The organism is Tsukamurella conjunctivitidis (assembly GCF_007858475.1).
Classification (GTDB): Bacteria; Actinomycetota; Actinomycetes; order Mycobacteriales; family Mycobacteriaceae; genus Tsukamurella; species Tsukamurella conjunctivitidis.
Window position 1 is genome coordinate 385,372 of sequence record NZ_VIGX01000001.1, and the last position, 20,065, is coordinate 405,436.

Genomic DNA, 20,065 nt, shown 5'->3' on the forward strand with positions numbered 1-20,065 from the left:
CGGATCAGGCCTGCGCGAGGCGCGCCTTCTCGTGCTCGACGTCGAAGTCGGCGGGCGGCCAGTCGAGGTTCAGGCCCTCGAGCGCCTCGATGAGCAGCTCGGTGATCGCGAGCCGACTGAACCACTTCCGGTCGGCCGGGATGACGTGCCACGGCGCACCGTCGGTGCTGGTGCGGTCCAGCATGGCCTGGTAGGCCTCCTGGTACTTCGGCCAGTAGCCGCGCTCGTCGATGTCTGCCGGGTTGTACTTCCAGAACTTGTCGGGCCGGTCGAGCCGCTCCGCGAGGCGCTTCTTCTGCTCGTCGAGCGAGACGAACATCGCGCACTTGACGACGGTGACACCCGACGCCGCCAGATCCTCCTCGAAGCTGTTGATGATCTCGTAGCGCGGCTCCCAGACGGTCTGCGGGACGAGGTCGTGCACGCGGACCACCAGCACGTCCTCGTAGTGCGAGCGGTCGAAGACGCCGATCTGCCCGCCCTTGGGCGTCTGCTTGTGGATGCGCCACAGGAAGTCGTGCGCCAGCTCCTCCTCGGTCGGCTTGCCGAACGACGCCGTCTTCACGCCCTGCGGGTCGACCATCCCGATCACGTGCCGGACGATGCCGCCCTTGCCGGCGGTGTCCATGCCCTGCAGCACCAGGAGCACGGAGCGGTGATCGCCCGACCGGCCGTTCGCGTACAACAGCTCCTGCAGCTCCGAGAGCCGGGCTCCGCGCTCCGCGAGGAGCTTCTCGCCGAGGGCCTTGTCACCGTCGAAACCGGGCTTGCCGGAGGTGTCGATGTCCTGGACCAGGGAGCCCGGGTGCCAGCGCAGAGCTGCGGATGCGGAACCGGACCAACCGTTGTCGTTCGCCATGGAGTCACCCTATCCGGCGCACCGGGGTGATCTTCGTGCAAGATCGACTCGTGACGGTGTCATCTCCCGCGGGATCCCCGCAGTCGTCCGGGACGGGTTCGTCCCGCGTTCCGGCGAGTCCGTTCGGCGGCACGCCCGACGAGCAGAAGAAGCGCGACCTGCGCAAGATGAAGGCGCTCGCCCTCTCCTTCCTCATCGGCGCGGCGATCATCTACCTGTTCTGCGAGTACCTCGATACGAAGGGCGCGAACCTCCCGATCGCTGGGCCGTGGGTCGGCTACGTCAAGGCCGCGGCCGAGGCGGGCATGGTCGGCGGCCTCGCGGACTGGTTCGCGGTGACGGCCCTGTTCCGGCACCCCCTGGGCCTGCCGATCCCGCACACGGCCATCATCAAGCGCAAGAAGGACCAGCTGGGCGACGCGCTCGGCGGCTTCGTGGAGAGCAACTTCCTCACGCCCGAGGTGATCGCCGAGAAGGTGGGCTCGCTCGACCTGAGCGGCCGCGTCGCGAACTGGATGGCCGACCCGGAGAACTCGCAGAAGCTGGGTGCCGAGGCGGCGAAGCTGGTCAAGGTGATGAGCGAGGTGCTGCGCGACGAGGACGTCGAGGCGGTGCTCAACTCGACGATCATCAAGCGCCTGGCGGAGCCGGAGTGGGGGCCGCCCGTCGGGCGGCTCGTCGAGACGCTGCTGCAGGAGCAGCGCCAGCTGCCGCTGATCAACCTGCTCGCCGAGCGCGCGCACCACTGGGCCCTGGGCAGTCAGGGCGTGATCGACAAGATCGTGGACACCGACGGTCCGCAGTGGTCGCCCAAGTTCGTCAACTCACTGCTGGGGGAGCGGATCTACCGCGAGCTGGTCGAGTTCACGTGGAAGGTGCGCAGCGACCCGGACCACGAGGTGCGGCAGGCGATGAGCACCTTCCTGTGGGACTTCGCCTCCGATCTGCAGCACGACCCGCGCACGATCGCCAAGGTCGAGGACGTCAAGGCCGAGCTCATGGGCCGCGAGGAGGTGCGCACCGCAGCGCAGGCGGCGTGGCGCGCGGCGAAACGGATGATCGAGGCCTCCGTCGAGGATCCGGATTCCACGCTGCGGGAGAAGTTCAGCGAGTCCGCGGCCCGGTTCGGTGTGCGGCTGCGCGACGATCAGGCGCTGCGCGACAAGGTCGACTTCTGGGTCGACCGCTCGGTGCGGCACCTCGTCGAGAACTATGCGAGCCAGATCACATCGATCATCACGGACACCGTCGCGCGGTGGGACGCCGACGAGGCCTCGGACAAGATCGAGCTCGCCGTGGGACGTGACCTGCAGTTCATCCGGATCAACGGCACCGTCGTGGGCTCGATCGCGGGCCTGGTGATCTACTCGATCACCCAGATCTTCTTCTGATTGAAATCACTCTGCTAGCAAACTGCTTGCAAGAGCTAGCACTAGCTGTTAGCGTGGTGTCAGCCGCGCAGACGGGAGACCGGATATGACGAGCGACGAAGAGACCGTTGAGAATTCGGGATCTGACATCGGAGCGTTCATTCGGGCGCAGCGTCTCGCGGCGGAGGTGTCCATCCGGCAGCTGGCCGAACGGGCGGGGGTTTCCAACCCGTACCTGAGCCAGATCGAGCGGGGGCTCCGACGACCGTCGGCCGACGTGCTCGGGCAGATCGCCAAAGCGTTGCGGCTCTCGGCGGAGGTGCTCTACGTACAGGCCGGGATCCTCGAGGAGCGTCCGGAATCGCCGGTGCGCGACGCGTTGATCGCGGACACGACCATCACCGAGCGGCAGAAGCAGGCACTCCTCGAGATCTACGAGAGCTTCCGCCGCGAGAACGAGACTGCATTGAAGGAGATCACCCCATGACCGAGCAGAACACCCTCGACGACCTGAAGACCCCCCTGTTCGCCGCTCTCGGCGCCGGTGACTACGCCTACGAGGCCGTCTCCGAGGTCGTCGAGAAGCTGCGCGCCGCCGCCACCGACGCGTCGAAGGACTTCCAGACCAAGGTCGAGGAGGCCCAGGCCAAGGTCGAGGAGGCCGCCGGCTCCGCGCAGACCAAGCTGACCGAGGCCAAGGACGGCCTGCCCAAGGACGTCGACGAGCTGCGCGCCAAGTTCACCGCCGACGAGCTCCGCAAGGTCGCCGCCGCGTACATCCAGGTCGCCACCGACATCTACGAGTCGCTCGCCGAGCGCGGTGAGACCGCCTTCGAGCGGCTCACGTCCGGCTCCGTGATCGAGGACGCCACCGAGCAGGCCACCAAGGCCTACAACTCGGCCGTCGAGCTGACCGAGTCCTCGCTGGGCCAGGTCGCCACCGCCACCAAGCAGGTCGGCGAGCGCGCCGCCAAGCTGGTCGGCCGCGCGGGCGACGAGGCCGAGGCCGCCGCCGACAAGGCCGAGGCCGCCGTCAAGGAGACCACCGAGAAGGCCACCGCCGCCGTGAAGAAGGCCGCCCCGAAGCCGGCCGCCAAGAAGGCCGACGCGTAATCCGCGTCACCCACAGCTCCACCCCGGGCGCCCGGCGGCACTGCCGCCGGGCGCCCGACCTTTAGGCTGGTGTCATGGACGTCTTCCTGACCGGATTGAACACCGCGAGTGCGCTCGCCTACCTCGTGATCACGCTCGCGCTGCTCGCGGCGGCGGTGTTCTCGATCATCCACGCGCTGCGCGCCCCCGCCGACGCCTTCACGGCCGCGGGGAAGTGGCAGAAGAAGGGCTGGATGCTGGTCCTGCTCCTGTGCCTGCTCCTCGTGCTGGCCGGTCTGAACTACATGGGCACCGTCCTCGGGGCCATCGGCATCCTGGTGTACCTCCTCGATGTGAAGCCGAAGCTCGATGAGGTCCGCCGCCCGCGCTATTGAGCTTTAGTTAGTAAGGTTGCCAGCATGAAGATCTCCAGGAAGCTCGTCGTCGGCGCCGCCGGTGCCCTCGGCGCCGGTGCCGCCGCCATCGCCGCGAGCGTCGCCGCCTACGCGCTGTCGTCCCCGGCGGAGCCGGCGAACGCCAAGCTGATCGAGGATTACGACGGCCCGCACGAGGACGGCGTCGTCGTCTCCGGCGACGGCACCCGCCTGCACACCCGGGTGTGGGGACCGGAGGACGGCCCGATCGCCGTGCTCATCCACGGCTGGACGTGCAACCTCACCAACTTCCCGCGCCAGGTCGAGCACCTCGTCGGCCGGGGCTTCCGCGTCGTCGCCTACGACCAGCGCGGTCACGGCGAGTCCGAGCCGGGTGCCTTCGCCTACGCCGCCCCCGTCCTCGCGGACGATCTGCACGCCGTCCTCGCGGCGCACGTGCCGGAGGGGCGCAAGGCGCTGCTCGTCGGGCACAGCATGGGCGCGATCACCATCATGGCCTGGGCGGACAAGTACACCGACGAGGTGGCCGAGCGAGCCCATCACGCGGTGCTGATCTCCACCTACGCCAAGGACGCCGTCGTCGGCTTCGCGGGCGCCACGCCGCTCGCCGGTCTCACCAGGATCGCGCCCCGTACCACCCTGAAACTGGGCGATGCGATCCTCGGCGCGAACGTCGCCGTCCGGCACAACCGCCTGCACACCGCCATCATCCGGTACACCGCGCTGTGCGGCTACGCCTCCTACGGTGCGGTGCGCTACACCGAGGACATGATCGCCGCGTGCCCGCCGGACGTGCGCGGCGAGTGGGGCCACATCCTGGCGACGGTCGACGTCACCGAGGGCCTGCGCAAGATCACGATCCCGACGTCGGTCGTGGTGGGCCAGTTCGACCACCTGACCCCGCCCGCCGATGCCGACATCATCGCCGGTGAGCTCCGCGTCGCCGGCACGCTCGATCGCTTCGCCGTGATCCGCGACTCCGGCCACATGCTGCCGCTCGAGCAGCCGGAGAAGCTCAACGCCCTGCTGGACTCCATCCTCGACGGCCGCCCCGTCGCCTCCGGGGCGCCGGAGTAGCGCGCCGTCGGACGCGGGCGGGCGTCAGGAGAAGACGACCGTCTTGCGGCCGTGCACCAGCACCCGGTTCTCCAGGTGCCAGCGCAGGCCGCGCGCGAGCACGACCTTCTCGATGTCGCGGCCGCGCAGCACCATGTCGGCCGCGGCGTCGGCGTGGTCCACGCGCGCGACGTCCTGCTCGATGATCGGCCCCGCGTCGAGGTCCGCCGTCACGTAATGGCAGGTCGCCCCGATCAGCTTCACGCCGCGCGCGAAGGCCTGGTGGTACGGCCGCGCGCCGATGAAGCTCGGCAGGAAGCTGTGGTGGATGTTGATCGCCCGCCCCGCCCACGCCTCGCACAGCTCGGCGGGCAGCACCTGCATGAACCGGGCGAGCACGACCGCGTCCGGATTCAGGGCATCGGTGAGTTCCGCGACGCGAGCGAAGGCCGCCGACTTGTCCTCGCCCGCGCCCGGGAAGGGCACGTGGTGGAACGGGATGTCGAGGCGCTCCACGAAGTCGCGCAGGTCCTCGTGATTGCCGATCACTGCCGCGATGCGCGCGTTCAGTTCCCCCGTCGCCACCCGCCCGACGAGGTCGTGCAGGCAGTGCCCCTCCTTGCTCACCAGCACGACGATGTCCTTGGGCTCCGTGCTCGAGGTCAGCCGCCACTCGGTCTCGGGGCCCAACTCGGCGGCGACCTCGGCCGCGAACCGCTCCCGCAGCTCCTCCAGCGGCAGCGACACCGAATCCGCCCGCACGGCCTGGCGCGTGAAGAACCAGCCGGAATCCTGGTCTGAGTGGTAACCGGCCTCGACGATCCATCCGCCCACGTCGGCGAGGAAGGTCGAGATGCGCGCGACGATGCCCGTGGTGTCCGGGCAGCCGAGCGTGAGGACGTAGCGTGTATCGCGGGTCACGACCGGTATCGTCTCAAACGTGCTCACACGCTCCGAAGTCGCCGCCCTCGTCGATCACACGCTGCTCAAGCCCGAGGCCACCGAGGCGGCCGCGGCCGCCGCCTACCAGGAGGGCCTGGACCTGGGCGTCTACGCGGTCTGCCTGTCGCCGTCGATGCTGCCGTTGCGCGCCGCGATCGACGCCCAGGAGGCCGCCCTCGCCGCCGGTCGCTGGGCACCGCGGACCTGCGTGGTCTCCGGATTCCCCTCGGGCAAGCACCACACGCTCATCAAGGCCGCCGAGTCGCGGATGGCGATCGAGGAGGGCGCGCACGAGGTCGACATGGTGATCGACGTCGGGCTCGCGCTGGCCGGGGAGCTGGACCGCGTCTTCTCCGACGTGCTCACCGTCCGCGAGGCCATCGGCGCCGACCCGGTGCTCAAGGTCATCGTCGAGTCCGCCGCGCTGCTGGAGTTCGGCGACGCCGACCTGCTCACCGAGGTGTGCAAGCGCGCCGTCAAGGGCGGCGCCACCTTCGTCAAGACCTCCACCGGCTTCCACCCGTCGGGCGGCGCGTCCGCCGAGGCGGTCGGCATCATGCGCGCGGCTGTCGGGCCCGACGTCGGCGTGAAGGCCTCGGGCGGCATCCGCACCGCCGAGGCCGCGCAGGAGATGATCGACGCAGGCGCCAGCCGGCTCGGCCTCTCCGGCTCGCGGGCCGTGCTCGCCGGCTTCCCGGAGTAACTCCGTCCGGCCCGACGGTGCGCCGCGCTCAGCCCAGGCGCGCCGGGAGCGTGGCGTAGCCGTACAGCGTGGAGAGCCCGCGGTGCCGCGCACCGTCGGACAGCGTGACCGAGGGGTACCGCTCGAACAGCGCGGACAGGGCGACGGCGGCCTCCATCCGCGCGAGCGCGGCGCCGATGCAGGCGTGGATGCCGTAGCCGAAGCTCACGTTCTTCTTCGCCTCGGCGCGCGTGACGTCGAACTCGTGCGGCCGGTCGAAGACCTTCGGGTCCCGGTTCGCCCCGGCGAGCTGCAGCGAGACCATCGTGCCGCGCGGGATCGCGAACCCGGCGAGCTCCACGTCCTCCCGCGCGACGCGGGCGGTGCGCTGGACGGGGCTGGAGAAGCGCAGGATCTCCTCGACGGCGTTCGGCCACAGCTCGGGGCGCTCCCGCAGGATCGCCAGCTGTTCCGGGTGCGCCAGCAGCTCGACGATGCCGTTGCCGATCAGGTTCACCGTGGTCTCGAAGCCCGCGCCGATGAGCAGCGCGGCATTGGCGATGAGCTCGCGGTCGGTCAGCTCGCCGCTGGAGGCCAGGAGCGCGAACGGATGGTCGGCGCCGGGATCGGCGCGCACGCGCGCGAAATGGTCCGTGAGGTACGCGCGCAGGCCGGTCAGCGCGACCTGAGAGCGCCGGTAGACCGGCCACGACAGCCCCGGGTCGAGCAGCGGCGCCGCCGCCTCGCCCCACTCGAGCATGTACTCGTCGTCCTCCTCGGGCAGGCCCAGGAGCCGCCCGATCATGGTGACGGGCAGCTTCGCCGCGAAGTCGCGGACGAGGTCGGGCGAGGGCTCGTCGGCCATCGCGTCCAGGAGCGCGGCGGTCACCGTGCGGGCCCGGTCGGTGAGCTGCTCGATGGAGCGGGGCGTGAAGGTCCGCGCGATGGGATGCCGATATGCGGTGTGCGCCGGCGGCTCGCTCACCAGCATCGACGGCGGCTCGACGGGATTGGGCAGCTCCAGGTCGGTCCGTTCCAGGACGCGCAGCAGCGGCCGTGGGAAACCGAAGTCGGCCGGCTGCACGGTGCCGAAGCGCTGGTCGCGCAGCACCTCGCGGCACACCGCGTGGTCGGCGGTGGTGGCGCCCACCTCGCTGCGCACGAGCGGCCCCTCGGCGCGCAGGGCGTCGAAGGTCGCGTACTGCGAGCCCGGCTCCCCGTAACCGAGCAGCATCTGCGCCATGCGGTCGCCGCGCGCGGCGCGCCGCGGCAGCGCGCGCCGGGGGAGCCCGTGCAGGATCCCCCAGCGCACGCGGGTGGCGAGCGCCGCCGGCAGCATGTCAGAGCACCGAGCAGTTCGTGGCGCCCACGTCGCCGCCGCTCTCGATGTCCTTCGGGAGGACGTTCTGGCCGGAGTAGCGCAGCGAGATGCCCTCGTCGGTCATCTTCAAGTCGCTGGCGGTCAGGCCCTTCGGGGTGGGGATGTCCGCGACGGCGCTGATGAGCTGCTGCGCCAGATCGTCGGGCACGCCGATGCCGAAGACCGAAGCCTTGCTCGCCGTGAGCACCACCTTGTTGTCCTTGATGGTGGGCTTGAGGTTCACCGTGACCGGGAGGATCACGGCGGTGCCGCTGACCTCGATCTGGTTCGCGGAGGAGTTCAGCACGACCTTGGGGTCGGTGATCACCTGCGAGGCCACGACCTTGTTCTTGATGCCGTCGGCCGTGAAGGTGCCGAGGATCGTCGCGTCGTCGACCTTGTTGTCGCCGCTGGGCTCGACCCCCTTGAGCAGGATGTGGGCATTGAGGCCCGGCGTGCCCTGCATGCCGTCGACCTGGATGTCGATCGACGGGATCTTGCCGCTCGCGTTCTGGATCAGCATCGGGGTCTTCTCGAAGCTGACCTTGACGTCGTTCGCCTTGGTGCCGCTCTTGATGTTGTCGGCGAGGCAGTTCTGCACGTGATTGCGGATGTACAGCTCGGAGCCGACGAGCACGATCACCAGCAGCGCCACGACGCCGGCGGCGGTGAGGCCGATGAGCTTGCCCGTGGAGCGCTTCTTCGGCGGCGTGCCGCCGCCCCCACCCTGGCCGCCGGGGCCGGTGGGCGGGATCTGCGTGGGCGGGACCGGCGGCTGACCGGGCTGCCCCTGCGGACCTGCCTGCTGCGGCGGCCGGCCCTGCTGTGCCGCGCCGGGCATCGCGCCCTCAGGCCGCGCGTGCGCGCCCGACGGGCGCTGCGCGGACTCGATCGGCCGGGTCAGGCCGTCCTGCGGGCCGGGCTGCTGCGGAGCGCCCACCTGCGGGGGCTGCTGCTGCGACTGCTGCTGCCGGTCGGCCGGGGCGATCGGTCGCGTCAGGTTCGGGTCCTGCGGGCCGGAGTTCTGCGGGCCGGGGTTCTGCGGGGTGTTCGGGTTCGTATCCATCGGCGTTAGATTGTTCCTCATCCCTGGGTGGCGACGGTGAAGTCCCTGCGGTTGGCGAGCACGGGCAGCGCCGCCCGCACCTCGTCGACCCGCCCGAGCGGCAGGTCGACGACGAGCTGTTCCGGCCCGGTGCCGGCGGAGGCGAGCACGGCACCGTCGGGTCCGACGGCGAGCGAGCCGCCCACGCCGCGCGGCGCGGCCCCGGGGTCCGGGTCGGACGGTCGCGCCTGGTCGACGGCGACGACGTAGGTCGTGGAGTCGAGCGCCCGCGCGCGGGCCAGCGTGGTGAAGGCGTCGAGCTTGCCGGGGCCGTCGCCCCACGACGCGGGCGCGACGATCACCTGGGCGCCGGCGTCGGCGAGCGCCTGGTAGAGGGCGGGGAACCGCAGGTCGTAGCAGGTGCTCAGACCCACGGTCACACCGTCGACGTCGATGAGCGCCGCGTGCTCACCCGCCTCGACGGTGCGCGACTCGGCGAAGCCGAAGGCGTCGTAGAGGTGGATCTTGTCGTAGGCGGTGCGGGTGCCGTCGGGGGAGACCGACAGCAGCGTGTTGCGGACGCGGCCGTCGGCGGCGGGGGTGAACATGCCCGCGACGACGTGCACGCCCGTGGCGTGCGCGAGCTCCGCGATGCGCGTCGCCCACGGCCCGTCGAGCGGCTCGGCGACCGGCGTCAGCGACACCCCGAACCGGCACATCGTGGCCTCGGGGAAGACCGCGAGCCGCGCACCGGCCTCCGCGGCGCGGCGCAGACCGTCCTCGACCAGCGCGGCATTGGCCGCCGGGTCCGTGGTGGCCTCGATCTGGGCCAGCGCGACGGTCAGCGATGTCATGCGCACCACACTACTGACTCGTGCTCGATAAGGCTCCGCGCTCACGATGTCGGCTTCTGGGCACGTGGACGTGCGTCACGACACCTCCGACGCTCCAGAAGTCGACATCGTGAGCGGCTACGGCGCGACGAGCTCCCAGTCGACGGTGAGCAGGCTGTCGCGCACCGGGCGACGGGGCGCGCGGGCGGCCCCGTCGGTCCGCTCCTCCAGCAGCGCCGCGGCGGCGCGCCAGCGCACCCGGTTGCCGTACGTCGCGTAGCCGGCGGCCTCGTCCCAGCAGCGGTCCGCGAGCGTCAGCAGGGCGTGGATGCGCTCGCCGGGGACGTTGTGGTGGATGAGAGCCTTCGGCAGCCGCTCGGCCAGGTCCGACGGGTGCTCGCTGTACCCGGGGTGCCAGGCGAGGGTCAGCGAGCGCGGCACCGGCAGCCCGGATGTACCAGCGCCGGGCGCGCCCAACGTGAGCCAGCAGCACCGTCGGCCCAGCTCGTCGCACGTGCCCTCGATGAAGACCCCGCCGGGCGCGAGCCGCTCGGTCACCATCGCCCAGGCGTCGCGCACCTCGGACTCGTCGTACTGGCGCAGCACGTTGAACGCCCGGACGAGGTTCGGACGCAGGCCCGCGAGCTCGAAGCCGCCGCGGGCGAAGTCCACGCCGTCGCGGCCGGGGACCACGCGGGCGGGGTCGATCTCCAGGCCGGTTACCCGCACGGACGGGTTGACGCGACGCAGCCAGCCCGCCCACTCGAGCGTCGTGTTCGGGCGCGCGCCGTAGCCCACGTCGACCGCGAGTGGCGACGGCCCCCGGAGCGCGGCCAGCACCGCGGGGGACTGCACCGACCAACGGTCGCTGCGGCGCAGGCGATTCAGGCCCGTGGTGCCGCGGGTGATGCGCCCCTCAGGAGGCACGGGTCAGTTCTTGTCGACCCAGTACTTGAGGTACTCGGCCTCGGCGCGGAAGAGGTCCACGAGGTTGATGAGGATGAGCTGCTCGAGCTTGGTGCCCACGAACGGCACGAAGACCTTCACCACGGTGGTGTAGCGCATGGTGCAGCCGGTCTCGGTGTTGAACAGCGAGGCCTCGCCTTTGAGCGAGCCGGGGCCGGCGGGGATCGACGCCTTGTAGTCGCCGACGGAGTTCTCGCCGTCCCACGCGCCGTAGAACTCCTCGCGCGTGATGATCATGTCTTTCTTCACGACGCCCTGCGCGATCGGCGGCAGGTACTCGTGCGGCAGGTTCTGCTTCTGGACGACCGTGATGCCCTCGTCGTCGACGTCGAACTCGGAGAGCTCGGACAGCGGCGTGAGGTTGCGGAAGTCGGTCATCTTCTCGGTCCAGTACTCCTTGGTGGAGTACGCGTTGTAGAAGACCTCGGCGGGGAACGGGAAGCGCGCCGAATAGCTGAGACGTCGTGCCATGAGGGCTGAGCCTATCGCGTCAGGACCGCTCGGCGATCCAGGCCAACGTGAAATCGCGCTCCGACTCCATCAGTTCCTGCAGGTTCTCGACCACCAGGGACTCGACCTTCTTCGCCACGAAGGGGATCGAGACGCTGGCCTCGCCGTCGGCGGTGATGCGCGCGGCGGCGCCGTCGGAGCCGGGGCTCGCCTCCAGGACGGCCGTACCGGACAGCTGCGCCGGGACGCCCTGGATGTCGGCGGAGAAGCGGCCCTCGCAGCGGGTTCCGTCGAACGGGCCCCACTCCTCGACGCGGTGGATCTCCAGGCCGCCGGGCCGGACCGCGGTCACGACGGGCGGCAACTTGTCCTCGCCGATCACGTGCACGACGAGCACGCGGACCGACCGGCCCGCGCCCTCGCCGGTGATGTTCAGCTCCGCGACGCGCGCACCCTCGCCGCCGACCTCGGCCACGCGGGCGGGCCAGTACGCGTCGTCGGTGAACGCGGCGTGCAGCGCGGCCGGACTGGTGGCGTAATCGAGCGAGCGCTCGAGGCGGGTGGTCATGAGGAGACACGTTACCGTTGCGGGGTGCCTGAACTGCTATCGGAGTTGACCACGCTGCGTCTGGGCGGTCCCGCCCGCGCCTATCTGCGTTGCGATTCCGCCGCCGCGGTCGCCGAGGCCGTCGCCCGCTGCGACGCCGCCGGTGAGCCGGTGATGCTGGTCGGCGGCGGATCGAACCTGGTGATCGCCGACGAGGGCTTCGCCGGCACCGTCGTGCACCTGGCGCACGACGAGGTCGCGATCGACGGCACCGTCCTCACCGCCGACGCGGGCGCCGTCTGGGACGACGTCGTCGCCGCGTCCGTCGCGGCGGGTCTCGGCGGCCTCGAGTGCCTCTCCGGCATCCCCGGGTCCGCGGGCGCGACGCCGGTGCAGAACGTCGGCGCGTACGGCGTCGAGGTGTCCGCGTGGCTGGACGCCGTCGAGCTCTACCACCGCGCCACCGGCGAGACGGCGTGGGTCGCGCCCGAGACGCTGGGCCTGGCGTACCGCACGTCGCGCCTCAAGCAGCACGAGGCACCCGGCGCGGCCGGCTCCGGCCCCGCCGACGTCGTACTCCGCGTGCGGTTCGCGCTGACCGACGGTGCCTCCGCGCCGATCCGCTACGGCGAGCTCGCCCGCGCGCTGGGCGCGGAGCCCGGCGCCACCGTCGACCCCGCCCACGCGCGCGAGCACGTGCTGACGCTGCGCCGCGGCAAGGGCATGGTCCTCGACCCGGCCGATCACGACACCTGGAGCGTCGGCTCCTTCTTCACCAACCCGGTGGTGCCCGCCGCGGCGGCGGAGGCGACCGTCGCCGGGATCGAGGAGGCGACGGGCGAGAGCACGCCGCAGTACCCCGCGCCGGACGGGACGAAGCTCTCGGCGGGCTGGCTGATCGAGCGCGCGGGCTTCCACAAGGGCTACGACGGCGGCCGGGCGGGCGTCTCGCTGTCGACGAAGCACACGCTCGCGCTGACCAACCGCGGCACGGGCACGACGGCGGAGCTGCTCGCCCTGGCGGCCGAGGTCCGGGATGGGGTGTTCGCCCGGTTCGGCGTCGAGCTGCGGCCCGAGCCCGTCCTCGTGGGTGCGGAGCTTCCTCCGCTGCGCCCGTAGAATTCATACGGTGTTCGACATGTTTCGCGCGCCGTTGGGTCGGCGCGCCTTCCTCGGCGGTGCCGCGGCGACGGTCGCCGTCGTCGCGACCGCCTGCACCCGGGACGGCGGCACCGCCGAGACCAGGGCGGATGGCCCCACGTTCGAGTACTCGCCGGCGGACGGGAAGAAGATCGGTCCCCGCGACACCGTCTCGGTGCGCGTGCGGGGCGGCAGCTTCCGTCCCGGCGTCGCACTGATCAACACCCAGTCGGGCAAAAGGGTCGAACTGACCGCGTCGCCCGACGGTGTGACCTATTCGACGGCCGAGCCCCTCGGCTTCGGCGCCACCTACCGGTGGTCCGGCGCGGCCGACGGCGTGGCCGGCACCTGGGCGAGCCTCGACGGCGAGGTCTCCGTCGTCTCGCCCGACGCGACCATGTCCGTCCAGATCAACATCGCCGACGACGCCGAGGTCGGTATCGCGGCGCCGCTGATCCTCAAGTTCGCCGGCACCGTCGAGGACAAGGCCGCGGTCGAGAAGGCGCTCGAGGTCACCACGACCCCGCACACCGAGGGCGCGTGGGCCTGGCTGCCCGAGGACAACGGCTCCCGCGCGCACTGGCGCCCTCGCGAGTACTACAAGCCGAACACCAGGGTGACGATGAACGGCAAGCTCTACGGCCTCGACCACGGCGACGGCAAGTACGGCGCCAGCGACGTGACCAGTTCGTTCGTCGTGGGCCGCTCGCAGATCGTCAAGGCCTCGGCGCCGTCGCACCGCATCCTGGTGATGCGTGGCGACCAGGTCTTCCTGGACCTGCCCTGCTCGTACGGCGAGGGCGACCTGCCGCGCAACGTCACGCGCTCCGGCATCCACGTGGTGAGCGAGAAGCACGAGGACTTCTACATGTCCAACCCCGCGGCCGGGTACTTCAACGTGCACGAGCGCTTCGCGGTGCGGATCTCCAACAACGGCGAGTTCATCCACGCCAACCCGCAGACCGTCGGGAACCAGGGCAGCACCAACGTCACCAACGGCTGCATCAACCTCTCGCTCGAGGATGCGCAGCGCTACTTCCAGAGCGCGCTGTTCGGTGACCCGGTCGAGGTCACGGGCACGTCGATCGAGCTGTCGGAGGCCGACGGGGACATCTACGACTGGACCCTAGACTGGCCGACGTGGCAATCGAAGTCGGCGCTGTCGAAGAACTAGTGGTCCCCGGCGCGCGGAGGATGTCCGCCCGGGTGGCGTGCACGGTCCTCGCGCCCACGGTCCTCGAGTACCAGGCGACCGTGGCGCGGGTGCCAGGCCTGCAGGTGCAGGAGTCGCTGGGCGTCACGCTCGACGGTGCGCCGCTGCCCGTCCATGAGGTCGTCGGGCCGCACGGCGGCCGCATCCATCGCGTCGACGCCGGTCCTGGGAAGGTGCTGCTCGAGTACCACGCGCAGGTCGCGGGGTTCGCAGCGCCGGAGCCCGTCGACGAGTACCTGCGGTCGCTGTACCTGCGGCCCTCGCGGTACTGCGAGGTCGACCGGTTCTACGGCTTCGCCGCGAAGCAGTTCGCCGGCGTGGCCGGCGATGCACAACGTGCTGTGGCGGTGCGGGAGTTCGTCGCGGGGCGGCTCGATTACCTCCCCGGCGCCAGCCGTTCCGTCGACGGCGCCTCCGACACCCTGCTCGCCTCCGCCGGCGTCTGCCGTGACTACGCGCACCTGACGATCGCGCTGCTCCGCGCGCTGAAGCTGCCCGCGCGGATGAGCGCGGTCTTCGCGCCCGGCTGCGATCCGATGGACTTCCACGCCGTCGCCGAGGTCATGGTCGACGGGCGCTGGTGGGTGCTCGACGCGACCGGGCTCGCCCCGCGCGCCGCCATGGTGCGGATCGCCACCGGCCGCGACGCCGCCGACATCGCCTTCCTCGACAATCACGGCGGCTCCATCCGGTTCGAGCGCCTGACGGTGACCGCCGAGTCCGCCGCGCCGCTCCCCGCCGACGACCCGCGCGCCCTGATCCCCATCGCCTGAGCAGGGCCCGGCGCGGGCTGGGGGAGTCGTGCCGCGCGGGGGACGGCTCCGCGCGGGGGTACGACGGTGCGATGCCACCGTGCGACGGCATGCGCCGCCCGGCCGCGCCGCGACTCAGGCGCGACGCAGCGCCAGCAGCTCCTCGAAGACCGCCCGCGCATCCGCAGGGCCGTCGATGCGGAAGCGGGCGGCGGTGGCACCGTCGCCCACCTTGACGGAGACGTCCTCGGCGTCGGTGAGCACGGCGAAGGCCTTCTCGTCGGTCACGTCGTCGCCGAGGTACAGCACGGCCCGGGCGGCGCACCGCTCGCGGAGCGCGGTGAGCGCCCGGCCCTTGGAGGTCTCCAGCACCGCCAGCTCCAGCACGGCCTTGCCGTCCGTGGCGTGCACGCCGGGCAGGGCGGCGGGGCCCCGTCGGGCCTCCTCCAGCGCGGGGGCGGCGTGCGACGGATCCACGACGTTGCGGACGTGCAGCGCGCCGCCCAGCGGCTTCGGTTCCACGGCCGCGCCGGGGAACCTGCCGGCGATCGCGGCGAGGTCCGACAGCACCGTCGCGCGGAGCTCCGCCAGGCCGGGGGAGAGGGCGCCCTCGAAGCCCTCCGCCCACTCGGCCCCGTGGCTCCCGACGGTCACGATCGGGTCGGCGACGCCCGACAGCCGGCCCAGGGTCGCGCGGTCGCGGCCGGAGACGAGCGCGACCGTCACGCCGGGCAGCGCGGCGAGCGCCTCCAGCGCCGCAACGGTTCCCGGCAGCGGGAAGGCCGCGGCGGGGTCGGAGACGATCGGGGCGACCACGCCGTCGTAATCGGTGGACACGAGCACGGTGCCGAGCCGGGCGAACCGGGCCAGCGCCGCGGCGAGACCGTCGGGCAGGGTCATGCCGGCGTCTCGTCGACGGTGCCGGCGAGCGTCTGCAGGAAGGAGCGCGCCCAGCGGTCGACGTCGTACTGCAGGACCTGCCGGCGCATCGTGCGCACGCGGCGCTTGCCGTCCTCGGGGTCCTGGTGCACGGCCTCGTCGATGGCGTTCTTGACGCCCTCGAGGTCGTGCGGGTTGCACTGATAGGCCTGGCGGAGTTCGGCTGCGGCCCCGGTGAACTCGCTGAGCACCAGCGCGCCCGACGAATCGTTGCGGCAGGCGATGTACTCCTTGGCGACGAGGTTCATGCCGTCGCGCAGCGGGGTCACGAGCATGACGTCGGCGGCCGCGAAGAAGGCCAGCAACTCGCGCCGCGGCACCGGCCGGTGCACGTAGTGGATCGCGGGGCGGCCGACGCGGCCGAAGTCGCCGTTGATGCGGCCGACCTGCCGCTCGATGTCGTCGCGCATGGCCTTGTAGGACTCCACGCGCTCGCGCGACGGGGTCGCCAGCTGCACGAAGACGTGCCGCTCCGGATCGAGGCGCCCCTCCTGGTACAACTCGCCGATCGCGCGCAGCCGCACGTCGATGCCCTTGGTGTAGTCCAGGCGGTCCACGCCGAGCAGGATCTTCTCCGGGTTGCCGAGCTCCTTGCGCAGCGCGCGGGCCCGCTGCTTGGTCTCCGGGAGCTTCGCGGTGGCCGCGAGCTCGGCGGACTCGATCGAGATGGGGAAGGCGCCCACGCGCACCGAGCGGAAGCCCACGGTGACCACGCCGAACTTCGACCGCACGCCGATCGAGTTCTTGCTCGTCGCGTATCCGGCCAGCTTGCTGGCGAGGTACAGGAAGTTCTGGGCGCCGCCGGGCAGGTGGAAGCCGACGAGGTCGGCGCCGAGGATGCCCTCGACGATCTCTCGCCGCCACGGCATCTGCATGAACAGCTCGACGGGCGGGAAGGGGATGTGCAGGAAGAAGCCGATCTTCACGTCGGGCCGCAGCATCCGCAGCATCTTGGGCACCAGCTGCAGCTGGTAGTCCTGCACCCAGACGGTCGCGCCCTCGGCGGCGACCTTGGCGGTCTCCTCCGCGAAGCGGCGGTTGACCTCGACGTAGGTGTTCCACCACTCGCGGTGGTACTCGGGCTTGACGATGACGTCGTGGTACAGCGGCCACAGGCTGCCGTTGGAGAAGCCCTCGTAGTGCTCCTCCACCTCCTGGGCGCTGAGCTTGACCGGGACGAGGAGCATGTCCTCGCCGGGGATCGGCTCGCCGCCCACATCGGGGGCGCCGGGCCAGCCGACCCATGCGCCGTTGCGGGCGCTGAGGATCGGCTTGAGCGCGGTGACGAGACCGCCGGGCGATTCCTTCCAGGTCAGCGTCCCGTCGGGCGCCTTCTCGACGTCGACCGGAAGCCGGTTCGCCACGACGATGAAATCAGATGTTCCGAACGCCGCAGCGGCCATGGGTGGGCTACGCCTCCTTGGGGCCGATGCCGAGCATCGACAGCAGCATCCGGCACTCGTCGGTGTCCTCGGCGTACGCCGCGACGACGCGCTGGGCCTGGCGTGCGGTCTCGTCCGCTACCGGCTCGAGTTCGTCTTCGCTGATGTCCTGCGTGGTCTTCGGGGGCATGAACGCACCTTCGTTCGGGAATGACGAGCAAGGTCAGTTTACCTGCGAAACGTTTCAGTCGCGGACCCGGCGGAAGGTGATGCCCCCGATATGGGGCCGCAGGTTCGGCGGGAGCTGCGGTCGGCGGAGCGTCCGCGCCAGCCATTCGCCCAGCGTGACCCCCGCCGCCAGCGCGCAACCGACGGTCAGCGCCGTCGCCATGTTGGTCAGCGCGGAGGTCGTCTGGCCCTCCATCAGCTCCGACAGGCCGCGGTAGACGGCCAGACCGGGGACCAGCGGGGTGATGCCCGCGACGGCCACGATGAGCGGGGGCACGACGGCCCGGCGAGCGAGGAGACCACCGGCCAGGCCGACGACGGTGGCGGCCACCGTCGAGGAGACGATGGGGCCGAGGCCGAGGTTCAGGGTCGACCCGGCGACGAGTGCGCCGAAGCACCCCGCGAGGAAGGACGCCGTGAGGGCCCGGATCTGCGCGTACCCGGCGAGCGCGAAGGCCGCGGCGGCCACGCCGCCCGTGACGACGAGGATCGGCAGCGGCGCGTAGTCGAAGGGCTGCTGCTGCAGGGGCGGCAGGGTCGCGCCCAGCTCGCTGGTCACGCGCAGCGCCATGCCGACGCCGGCCACCACGCCGCCCGTGAAGACCACGACCTCGAAGAAGCGGGCCGCGCCGGTGACCGGTGCCCCGGTGATGGCGTCCTGGACCGAACCGACCAGCGAGAGCCCGGCCATGAGCACGATGATGCCCGCGACGATCACCCGGTAGGGCTGCACGTCCCAGCCGAACTCGAGCGAGACCCGATAGATCACCGCCGCCGGCAGGGTCGCGAGGAAACCGCCCACGACCTGCTGGAAGAAGTACGGCAGGCCCCACTGGCTCAGCCGGACGTTGACCGCGTAGATCAGCGCCGTCGTCACGAAGGCGACCCCCGCGAGCGAGAGCTTGCCGCCGAGCAGCAGGGTCAGCGCCGCGGCCATGAGCGCCCACCCGAAGGTCGCGACGGCGCGCGGGTACGGGTGCCCGGCGTTCATGATCGACTCGAGCGCGGCGAGCGCCTGGTCCGGCCGGATCCGCCCGCGCCCGATGCGCCGCACCAGGGTATCGACCTGGGAGAGCCGGGTGTAGTCGAGGGACCGGTGGCTCACCGTCCGCGTGTAGGTCGACGGGGGCAGGCCCCGCCCGCGCTGCACGCTCACCGTGATCGCGTTGTAGGTCACGGTGACCGTGACGTCGTCGATGCCGTAGGTCGCGGCGACGTAGCGCACCTGCGCCTCGGTGTCGACGGCGCCGGTGCCGGAGTCCAGCAGCACCTCGCCGACCTTCATCGCGACCTCGAGGACCTCGCCGACGGTCTCGTTGTCGCGGAGGTCGACGGGCTGCAGCGGGGTGAGGACGGGCATGCCCGCGGTGTCGACGGTCGCGGCGTTCCGGCCGGTGACGGCCTGGACCGCGTGCGCGAGGCGATCGCGGAACGGGGGCTTCATCGTGGGGGCGCCTCCTTGTCGGTTCACCTCGGGTCGTCGTGGCACGGACCTTCTTTCGTTACTGTGCCAGACGGCTCCGGGTCAAGGCTCCCGCGCCACCCCGTCATCCGCGGCCCGCGCTCGGGGCGCGTCATCCGCCGCGGCGGACACCTCCGCGGCCGCCCCGTCCGGATCGTCCGCGGCGGGGTCGTCAGCGGTCGAAGAACCGATCGTTGAGGCGGTCGAAGAAGCCGTCGATCCGCTTCTCGCGATCGGTGCCCTCGACCTTCGAGTTCCAGAGGTGGACCAGCCCGAAGACCACGGCGACGAGGCCGAGGACGAGCGCGGTGATCAGGAGGACCTGCATCGTCGTCGACATCGCCGCCCCTTCCGTGGAGCCCCCCGTCGGGATTGAACCGACGACCTTCGCTTTACAAGAGCGGTGCTCTACCACTGAGCTAGGGAGGCGTGGGCCCTGCGGCCGCCGGAGCACAGCATATCGTGACCTGCATGACTGATTCCTTCGAGACCATCAGCTGGACCGTCGACGACGACGGCATCGCGACCCTCGTGCTCGACCGGCCGGATCAGCTCAACGCCTTCAGCGTGACGATGGCGCGCGAGCTCACCGAGTTCTTCCAGGTGGACGCCCACAGCGACGACATCCGCGCCGTCGTCGTCACCGGCGCCGGACGCGCCTTCTGCGCCGGCATGGACCTCACCGGCGAGGGCAACGTCTTCGGCCTCGACGAGTCGGTGCGGCCCACGCCCGAGGAGTTCGCCGCCGCCTACGATCAGGAGCCCTACGAGACCGGCGTGCGCGACACGGGCGGCAAGCTCACGCTGGCGATCCACGCGCTGCCCAAGCCGGTGATCGCCGCGATCAACGGACCCGCGGTCGGTATCGGCGCGACGATGACCCTCGCGATGGACACCCGCCTCGCGTCGACGAAGGCCCGCATCGGCTTCGTCTTCGGCCGCCTGGGCATCGTCATGGAGGCGTGCTCCAGCTGGTTCCTGCCGCGCATCGTCGGCCCCGCCCAAGCCCTCGAATGGGTCTACTCCGCCGACATCCTCACCGCCGAGCAGGCCCGCGAGGGCCGCCTGGTCCGCAGCATCCACGAGCCCGAGGATCTCGTTCCCGCCGCGCAGGAGCTCGCCCGGTCCTGGGTCAAGGGCCGCTCCGCCGCCGGCGTCGCGATCAACAAGCAGCTGATCTACCGCGGCCTGGGCGCCGCGAAGCCGCTGGATCAGCACCTGATGGACTCGCTCGGCATGTACTACACGTCGATCGGCGACGGTAAGGAGGGCGTGGCCGCCTTCCTCGACAAGCGCGCCCCCGAGTTCACGTCGAAGGCGTCCGAGGTGCCGCGGATCGTCGCCGACTGAGC

At 71.3% G+C, this 20,065-nt stretch carries 23 protein-coding genes and 1 tRNA gene; 10 read left to right on the forward strand and 14 right to left on the reverse strand.

Going from position 1 to position 20,065, the window contains the following annotated elements:
* Positions 1-4: 4 nt before the first annotated feature.
* Positions 5-859, reverse strand: coding sequence for a polyphosphate kinase 2 family protein (locus FK530_RS01785; protein ID WP_146485262.1), 855 nt, complete (start codon positions 857-859; stop codon positions 5-7).
* 167 nt (positions 860-1,026) lie between these two features.
* On the opposite strand from FK530_RS01785, the gene FK530_RS01790 reads away from it, so the two are divergent.
* From FK530_RS01790 to FK530_RS01810, 5 genes are all read left to right on the forward strand, one after another.
* On the forward strand, positions 1,027-2,250 hold the full coding sequence (locus tag FK530_RS01790) for a DUF445 domain-containing protein (RefSeq protein WP_146485621.1): 1,224 nt from the start codon (positions 1,027-1,029) through the stop codon (positions 2,248-2,250).
* Positions 2,251-2,335: 85 nt separating this feature from the next.
* The gene (locus tag FK530_RS01795; protein WP_068522853.1) at positions 2,336-2,716 is read left to right on the forward strand and encodes a helix-turn-helix domain-containing protein; all 381 of its coding nucleotides are present in this window, start codon (positions 2,336-2,338) and stop codon (positions 2,714-2,716) included.
* The gene (locus FK530_RS01800) at positions 2,713-3,342 is read left to right on the forward strand and encodes a heparin-binding hemagglutinin (protein ID WP_146485263.1); all 630 of its coding nucleotides are present in this window, start codon (positions 2,713-2,715) and stop codon (positions 3,340-3,342) included. The genes FK530_RS01795 and FK530_RS01800 overlap by 4 nt, the downstream gene beginning before the upstream one ends.
* A gap of 74 nt (positions 3,343-3,416) precedes the next feature.
* On the forward strand, positions 3,417-3,716 hold the full coding sequence (locus FK530_RS01805; RefSeq protein ID WP_146485264.1) for a DUF2516 family protein: 300 nt from the start codon (positions 3,417-3,419) through the stop codon (positions 3,714-3,716).
* A gap of 24 nt (positions 3,717-3,740) precedes the next feature.
* Entirely contained in the window at positions 3,741-4,793 is a 1,053-nt protein-coding gene (locus FK530_RS01810; protein ID WP_146485265.1) for an alpha/beta fold hydrolase, read from the forward strand.
* 24 nt (positions 4,794-4,817) lie between these two features.
* Here the strand turns inward: FK530_RS01810 and purU are convergent, their stop codons facing one another.
* Positions 4,818-5,693, reverse strand: a complete 876-nt coding sequence (gene purU / locus FK530_RS01815) for a formyltetrahydrofolate deformylase (protein WP_146485266.1) — start codon at positions 5,691-5,693, stop codon at positions 4,818-4,820.
* A gap of 7 nt (positions 5,694-5,700) precedes the next feature.
* Between purU and deoC the strand changes: the two genes are divergently transcribed.
* A complete protein-coding gene (gene deoC / locus FK530_RS01820; RefSeq protein WP_146485267.1) occupies positions 5,701-6,417 on the forward strand; it encodes a deoxyribose-phosphate aldolase in 717 nt (238 codons plus the stop codon).
* Positions 6,418-6,445: 28 nt separating this feature from the next.
* On the opposite strand, the gene FK530_RS01825 is transcribed toward deoC, so the two are convergent.
* From FK530_RS01825 to FK530_RS01850, 6 genes are all read right to left on the reverse strand, one after another.
* On the reverse strand, positions 6,446-7,735 hold the full coding sequence (locus tag FK530_RS01825; protein WP_146485268.1) for a cytochrome P450: 1,290 nt from the start codon (positions 7,733-7,735) through the stop codon (positions 6,446-6,448).
* A 1-nt stretch (position 7,736) separates the two neighbouring features.
* A complete protein-coding gene (locus FK530_RS01830; protein WP_158645003.1) occupies positions 7,737-8,822 on the reverse strand; it encodes an LmeA family phospholipid-binding protein in 1,086 nt (361 codons plus the stop codon).
* A gap of 17 nt (positions 8,823-8,839) precedes the next feature.
* Positions 8,840-9,646, reverse strand: a complete 807-nt coding sequence (locus tag FK530_RS01835; protein WP_146485622.1) for a carbon-nitrogen hydrolase family protein — start codon at positions 9,644-9,646, stop codon at positions 8,840-8,842.
* 126 nt (positions 9,647-9,772) lie between these two features.
* The gene (locus tag FK530_RS01840) at positions 9,773-10,561 is read right to left on the reverse strand and encodes a class I SAM-dependent methyltransferase (RefSeq protein WP_146485270.1); all 789 of its coding nucleotides are present in this window, start codon (positions 10,559-10,561) and stop codon (positions 9,773-9,775) included.
* A gap of 3 nt (positions 10,562-10,564) precedes the next feature.
* Positions 10,565-11,071, reverse strand: coding sequence for a DUF2505 domain-containing protein (locus tag FK530_RS01845; protein ID WP_146485271.1), 507 nt, complete (start codon positions 11,069-11,071; stop codon positions 10,565-10,567).
* A gap of 19 nt (positions 11,072-11,090) precedes the next feature.
* Positions 11,091-11,618, reverse strand: coding sequence for a DUF2505 domain-containing protein (locus FK530_RS01850; RefSeq protein ID WP_146485272.1), 528 nt, complete (start codon positions 11,616-11,618; stop codon positions 11,091-11,093).
* 24 nt (positions 11,619-11,642) lie between these two features.
* Between FK530_RS01850 and FK530_RS01855 the strand changes: the two genes are divergently transcribed.
* The 3 genes from FK530_RS01855 to FK530_RS01865 are packed head-to-tail and all read left to right on the forward strand — an operon-like array spanning position 11,643 to position 14,723.
* On the forward strand, positions 11,643-12,716 hold the full coding sequence (locus FK530_RS01855; RefSeq protein ID WP_146485273.1) for a UDP-N-acetylmuramate dehydrogenase: 1,074 nt from the start codon (positions 11,643-11,645) through the stop codon (positions 12,714-12,716).
* A 19-nt stretch (positions 12,717-12,735) separates the two neighbouring features.
* Positions 12,736-13,911 (forward strand): L,D-transpeptidase, encoded by a 1,176-nt coding sequence (locus FK530_RS01860; RefSeq protein ID WP_146485623.1) that lies wholly within the window; start codon positions 12,736-12,738, stop codon positions 13,909-13,911.
* Complete coding sequence (locus tag FK530_RS01865; RefSeq protein ID WP_146485274.1) at positions 13,878-14,723, forward strand: transglutaminase-like domain-containing protein; 846 nt, start codon at positions 13,878-13,880, stop codon at positions 14,721-14,723. Before FK530_RS01860 ends, FK530_RS01865 begins: the two co-directional genes overlap by 34 nt.
* A 114-nt stretch (positions 14,724-14,837) precedes the next feature.
* On the opposite strand, the gene otsB is transcribed toward FK530_RS01865, so the two are convergent.
* From otsB to FK530_RS01885, 6 genes are all read right to left on the reverse strand, one after another.
* On the reverse strand, positions 14,838-15,602 hold the full coding sequence (gene otsB, locus FK530_RS01870) for a trehalose-phosphatase (protein WP_146485275.1): 765 nt from the start codon (positions 15,600-15,602) through the stop codon (positions 14,838-14,840).
* Complete coding sequence (locus FK530_RS01875; protein WP_146485276.1) at positions 15,599-17,044, reverse strand: alpha,alpha-trehalose-phosphate synthase (UDP-forming); 1,446 nt, start codon at positions 17,042-17,044, stop codon at positions 15,599-15,601. The genes otsB and FK530_RS01875 overlap by 4 nt, the downstream gene beginning before the upstream one ends.
* A gap of 7 nt (positions 17,045-17,051) precedes the next feature.
* Positions 17,052-17,213, reverse strand: a complete 162-nt coding sequence (locus tag FK530_RS26245; protein ID WP_166443239.1) for a hypothetical protein — start codon at positions 17,211-17,213, stop codon at positions 17,052-17,054.
* Between the two features lie 54 nt (positions 17,214-17,267).
* A complete protein-coding gene (locus FK530_RS01880; RefSeq protein WP_146485277.1) occupies positions 17,268-18,695 on the reverse strand; it encodes a threonine/serine exporter family protein in 1,428 nt (475 codons plus the stop codon).
* 190 nt (positions 18,696-18,885) lie between these two features.
* Positions 18,886-19,053: a hypothetical protein gene (locus tag FK530_RS25730; RefSeq protein WP_158645004.1), complete on the reverse strand. Its 168-nt coding sequence runs from the start codon at positions 19,051-19,053 to the stop codon at positions 18,886-18,888.
* 14 nt (positions 19,054-19,067) lie between these two features.
* Positions 19,068-19,142, reverse strand: a tRNA-Thr gene (locus FK530_RS01885).
* A gap of 42 nt (positions 19,143-19,184) precedes the next feature.
* Between FK530_RS01885 and FK530_RS01890 the strand changes: the two genes are divergently transcribed.
* Entirely contained in the window at positions 19,185-20,063 is an 879-nt protein-coding gene (locus tag FK530_RS01890) for a crotonase/enoyl-CoA hydratase family protein (RefSeq protein ID WP_146485278.1), read from the forward strand.
* Positions 20,064-20,065 lie beyond the last annotated feature (2 nt).

Coding starts and splice junctions, on each gene's coding strand:
- FK530_RS01785 (WP_146485262.1), bottom strand. CDS start 859: ATGGCGAACGACAACGGTTGGTCCGGTTCCGCATCCGCAGCTCTGCGC.
- FK530_RS01790 (WP_146485621.1), top strand. CDS start 1,027: ATGAAGGCGCTCGCCCTCTCCTTCCTCATCGGCGCGGCGATCATCTAC.
- FK530_RS01795 (WP_068522853.1), top strand. CDS start 2,336: ATGACGAGCGACGAAGAGACCGTTGAGAATTCGGGATCTGACATCGGA.
- FK530_RS01800 (WP_146485263.1), top strand. CDS start 2,713: ATGACCGAGCAGAACACCCTCGACGACCTGAAGACCCCCCTGTTCGCC.
- FK530_RS01805 (WP_146485264.1), top strand. CDS start 3,417: ATGGACGTCTTCCTGACCGGATTGAACACCGCGAGTGCGCTCGCCTAC.
- FK530_RS01810 (WP_146485265.1), top strand. CDS start 3,741: ATGAAGATCTCCAGGAAGCTCGTCGTCGGCGCCGCCGGTGCCCTCGGC.
- FK530_RS01825 (WP_146485268.1), bottom strand. CDS start 7,735: ATGCTGCCGGCGGCGCTCGCCACCCGCGTGCGCTGGGGGATCCTGCAC.
- FK530_RS01830 (WP_158645003.1), bottom strand. CDS start 8,822: ATGGATACGAACCCGAACACCCCGCAGAACCCCGGCCCGCAGAACTCC.
- FK530_RS01845 (WP_146485271.1), bottom strand. CDS start 11,071: ATGGCACGACGTCTCAGCTATTCGGCGCGCTTCCCGTTCCCCGCCGAG.
- FK530_RS01850 (WP_146485272.1), bottom strand. CDS start 11,618: ATGACCACCCGCCTCGAGCGCTCGCTCGATTACGCCACCAGTCCGGCC.
- FK530_RS01860 (WP_146485623.1), top strand. CDS start 12,736: ATGTTTCGCGCGCCGTTGGGTCGGCGCGCCTTCCTCGGCGGTGCCGCG.
- otsB (WP_146485275.1), bottom strand. CDS start 15,602: ATGACCCTGCCCGACGGTCTCGCCGCGGCGCTGGCCCGGTTCGCCCGG.
- FK530_RS01875 (WP_146485276.1), bottom strand. CDS start 17,044: ATGGCCGCTGCGGCGTTCGGAACATCTGATTTCATCGTCGTGGCGAAC.
- FK530_RS26245 (WP_166443239.1), bottom strand. CDS start 17,213: ATGCCCCCGAAGACCACGCAGGACATCAGCGAAGACGAACTCGAGCCG.
- FK530_RS01880 (WP_146485277.1), bottom strand. CDS start 18,695: ATGAAGCCCCCGTTCCGCGATCGCCTCGCGCACGCGGTCCAGGCCGTC.
- FK530_RS25730 (WP_158645004.1), bottom strand. CDS start 19,053: ATGTCGACGACGATGCAGGTCCTCCTGATCACCGCGCTCGTCCTCGGC.
- FK530_RS01890 (WP_146485278.1), top strand. CDS start 19,185: ATGACTGATTCCTTCGAGACCATCAGCTGGACCGTCGACGACGACGGC.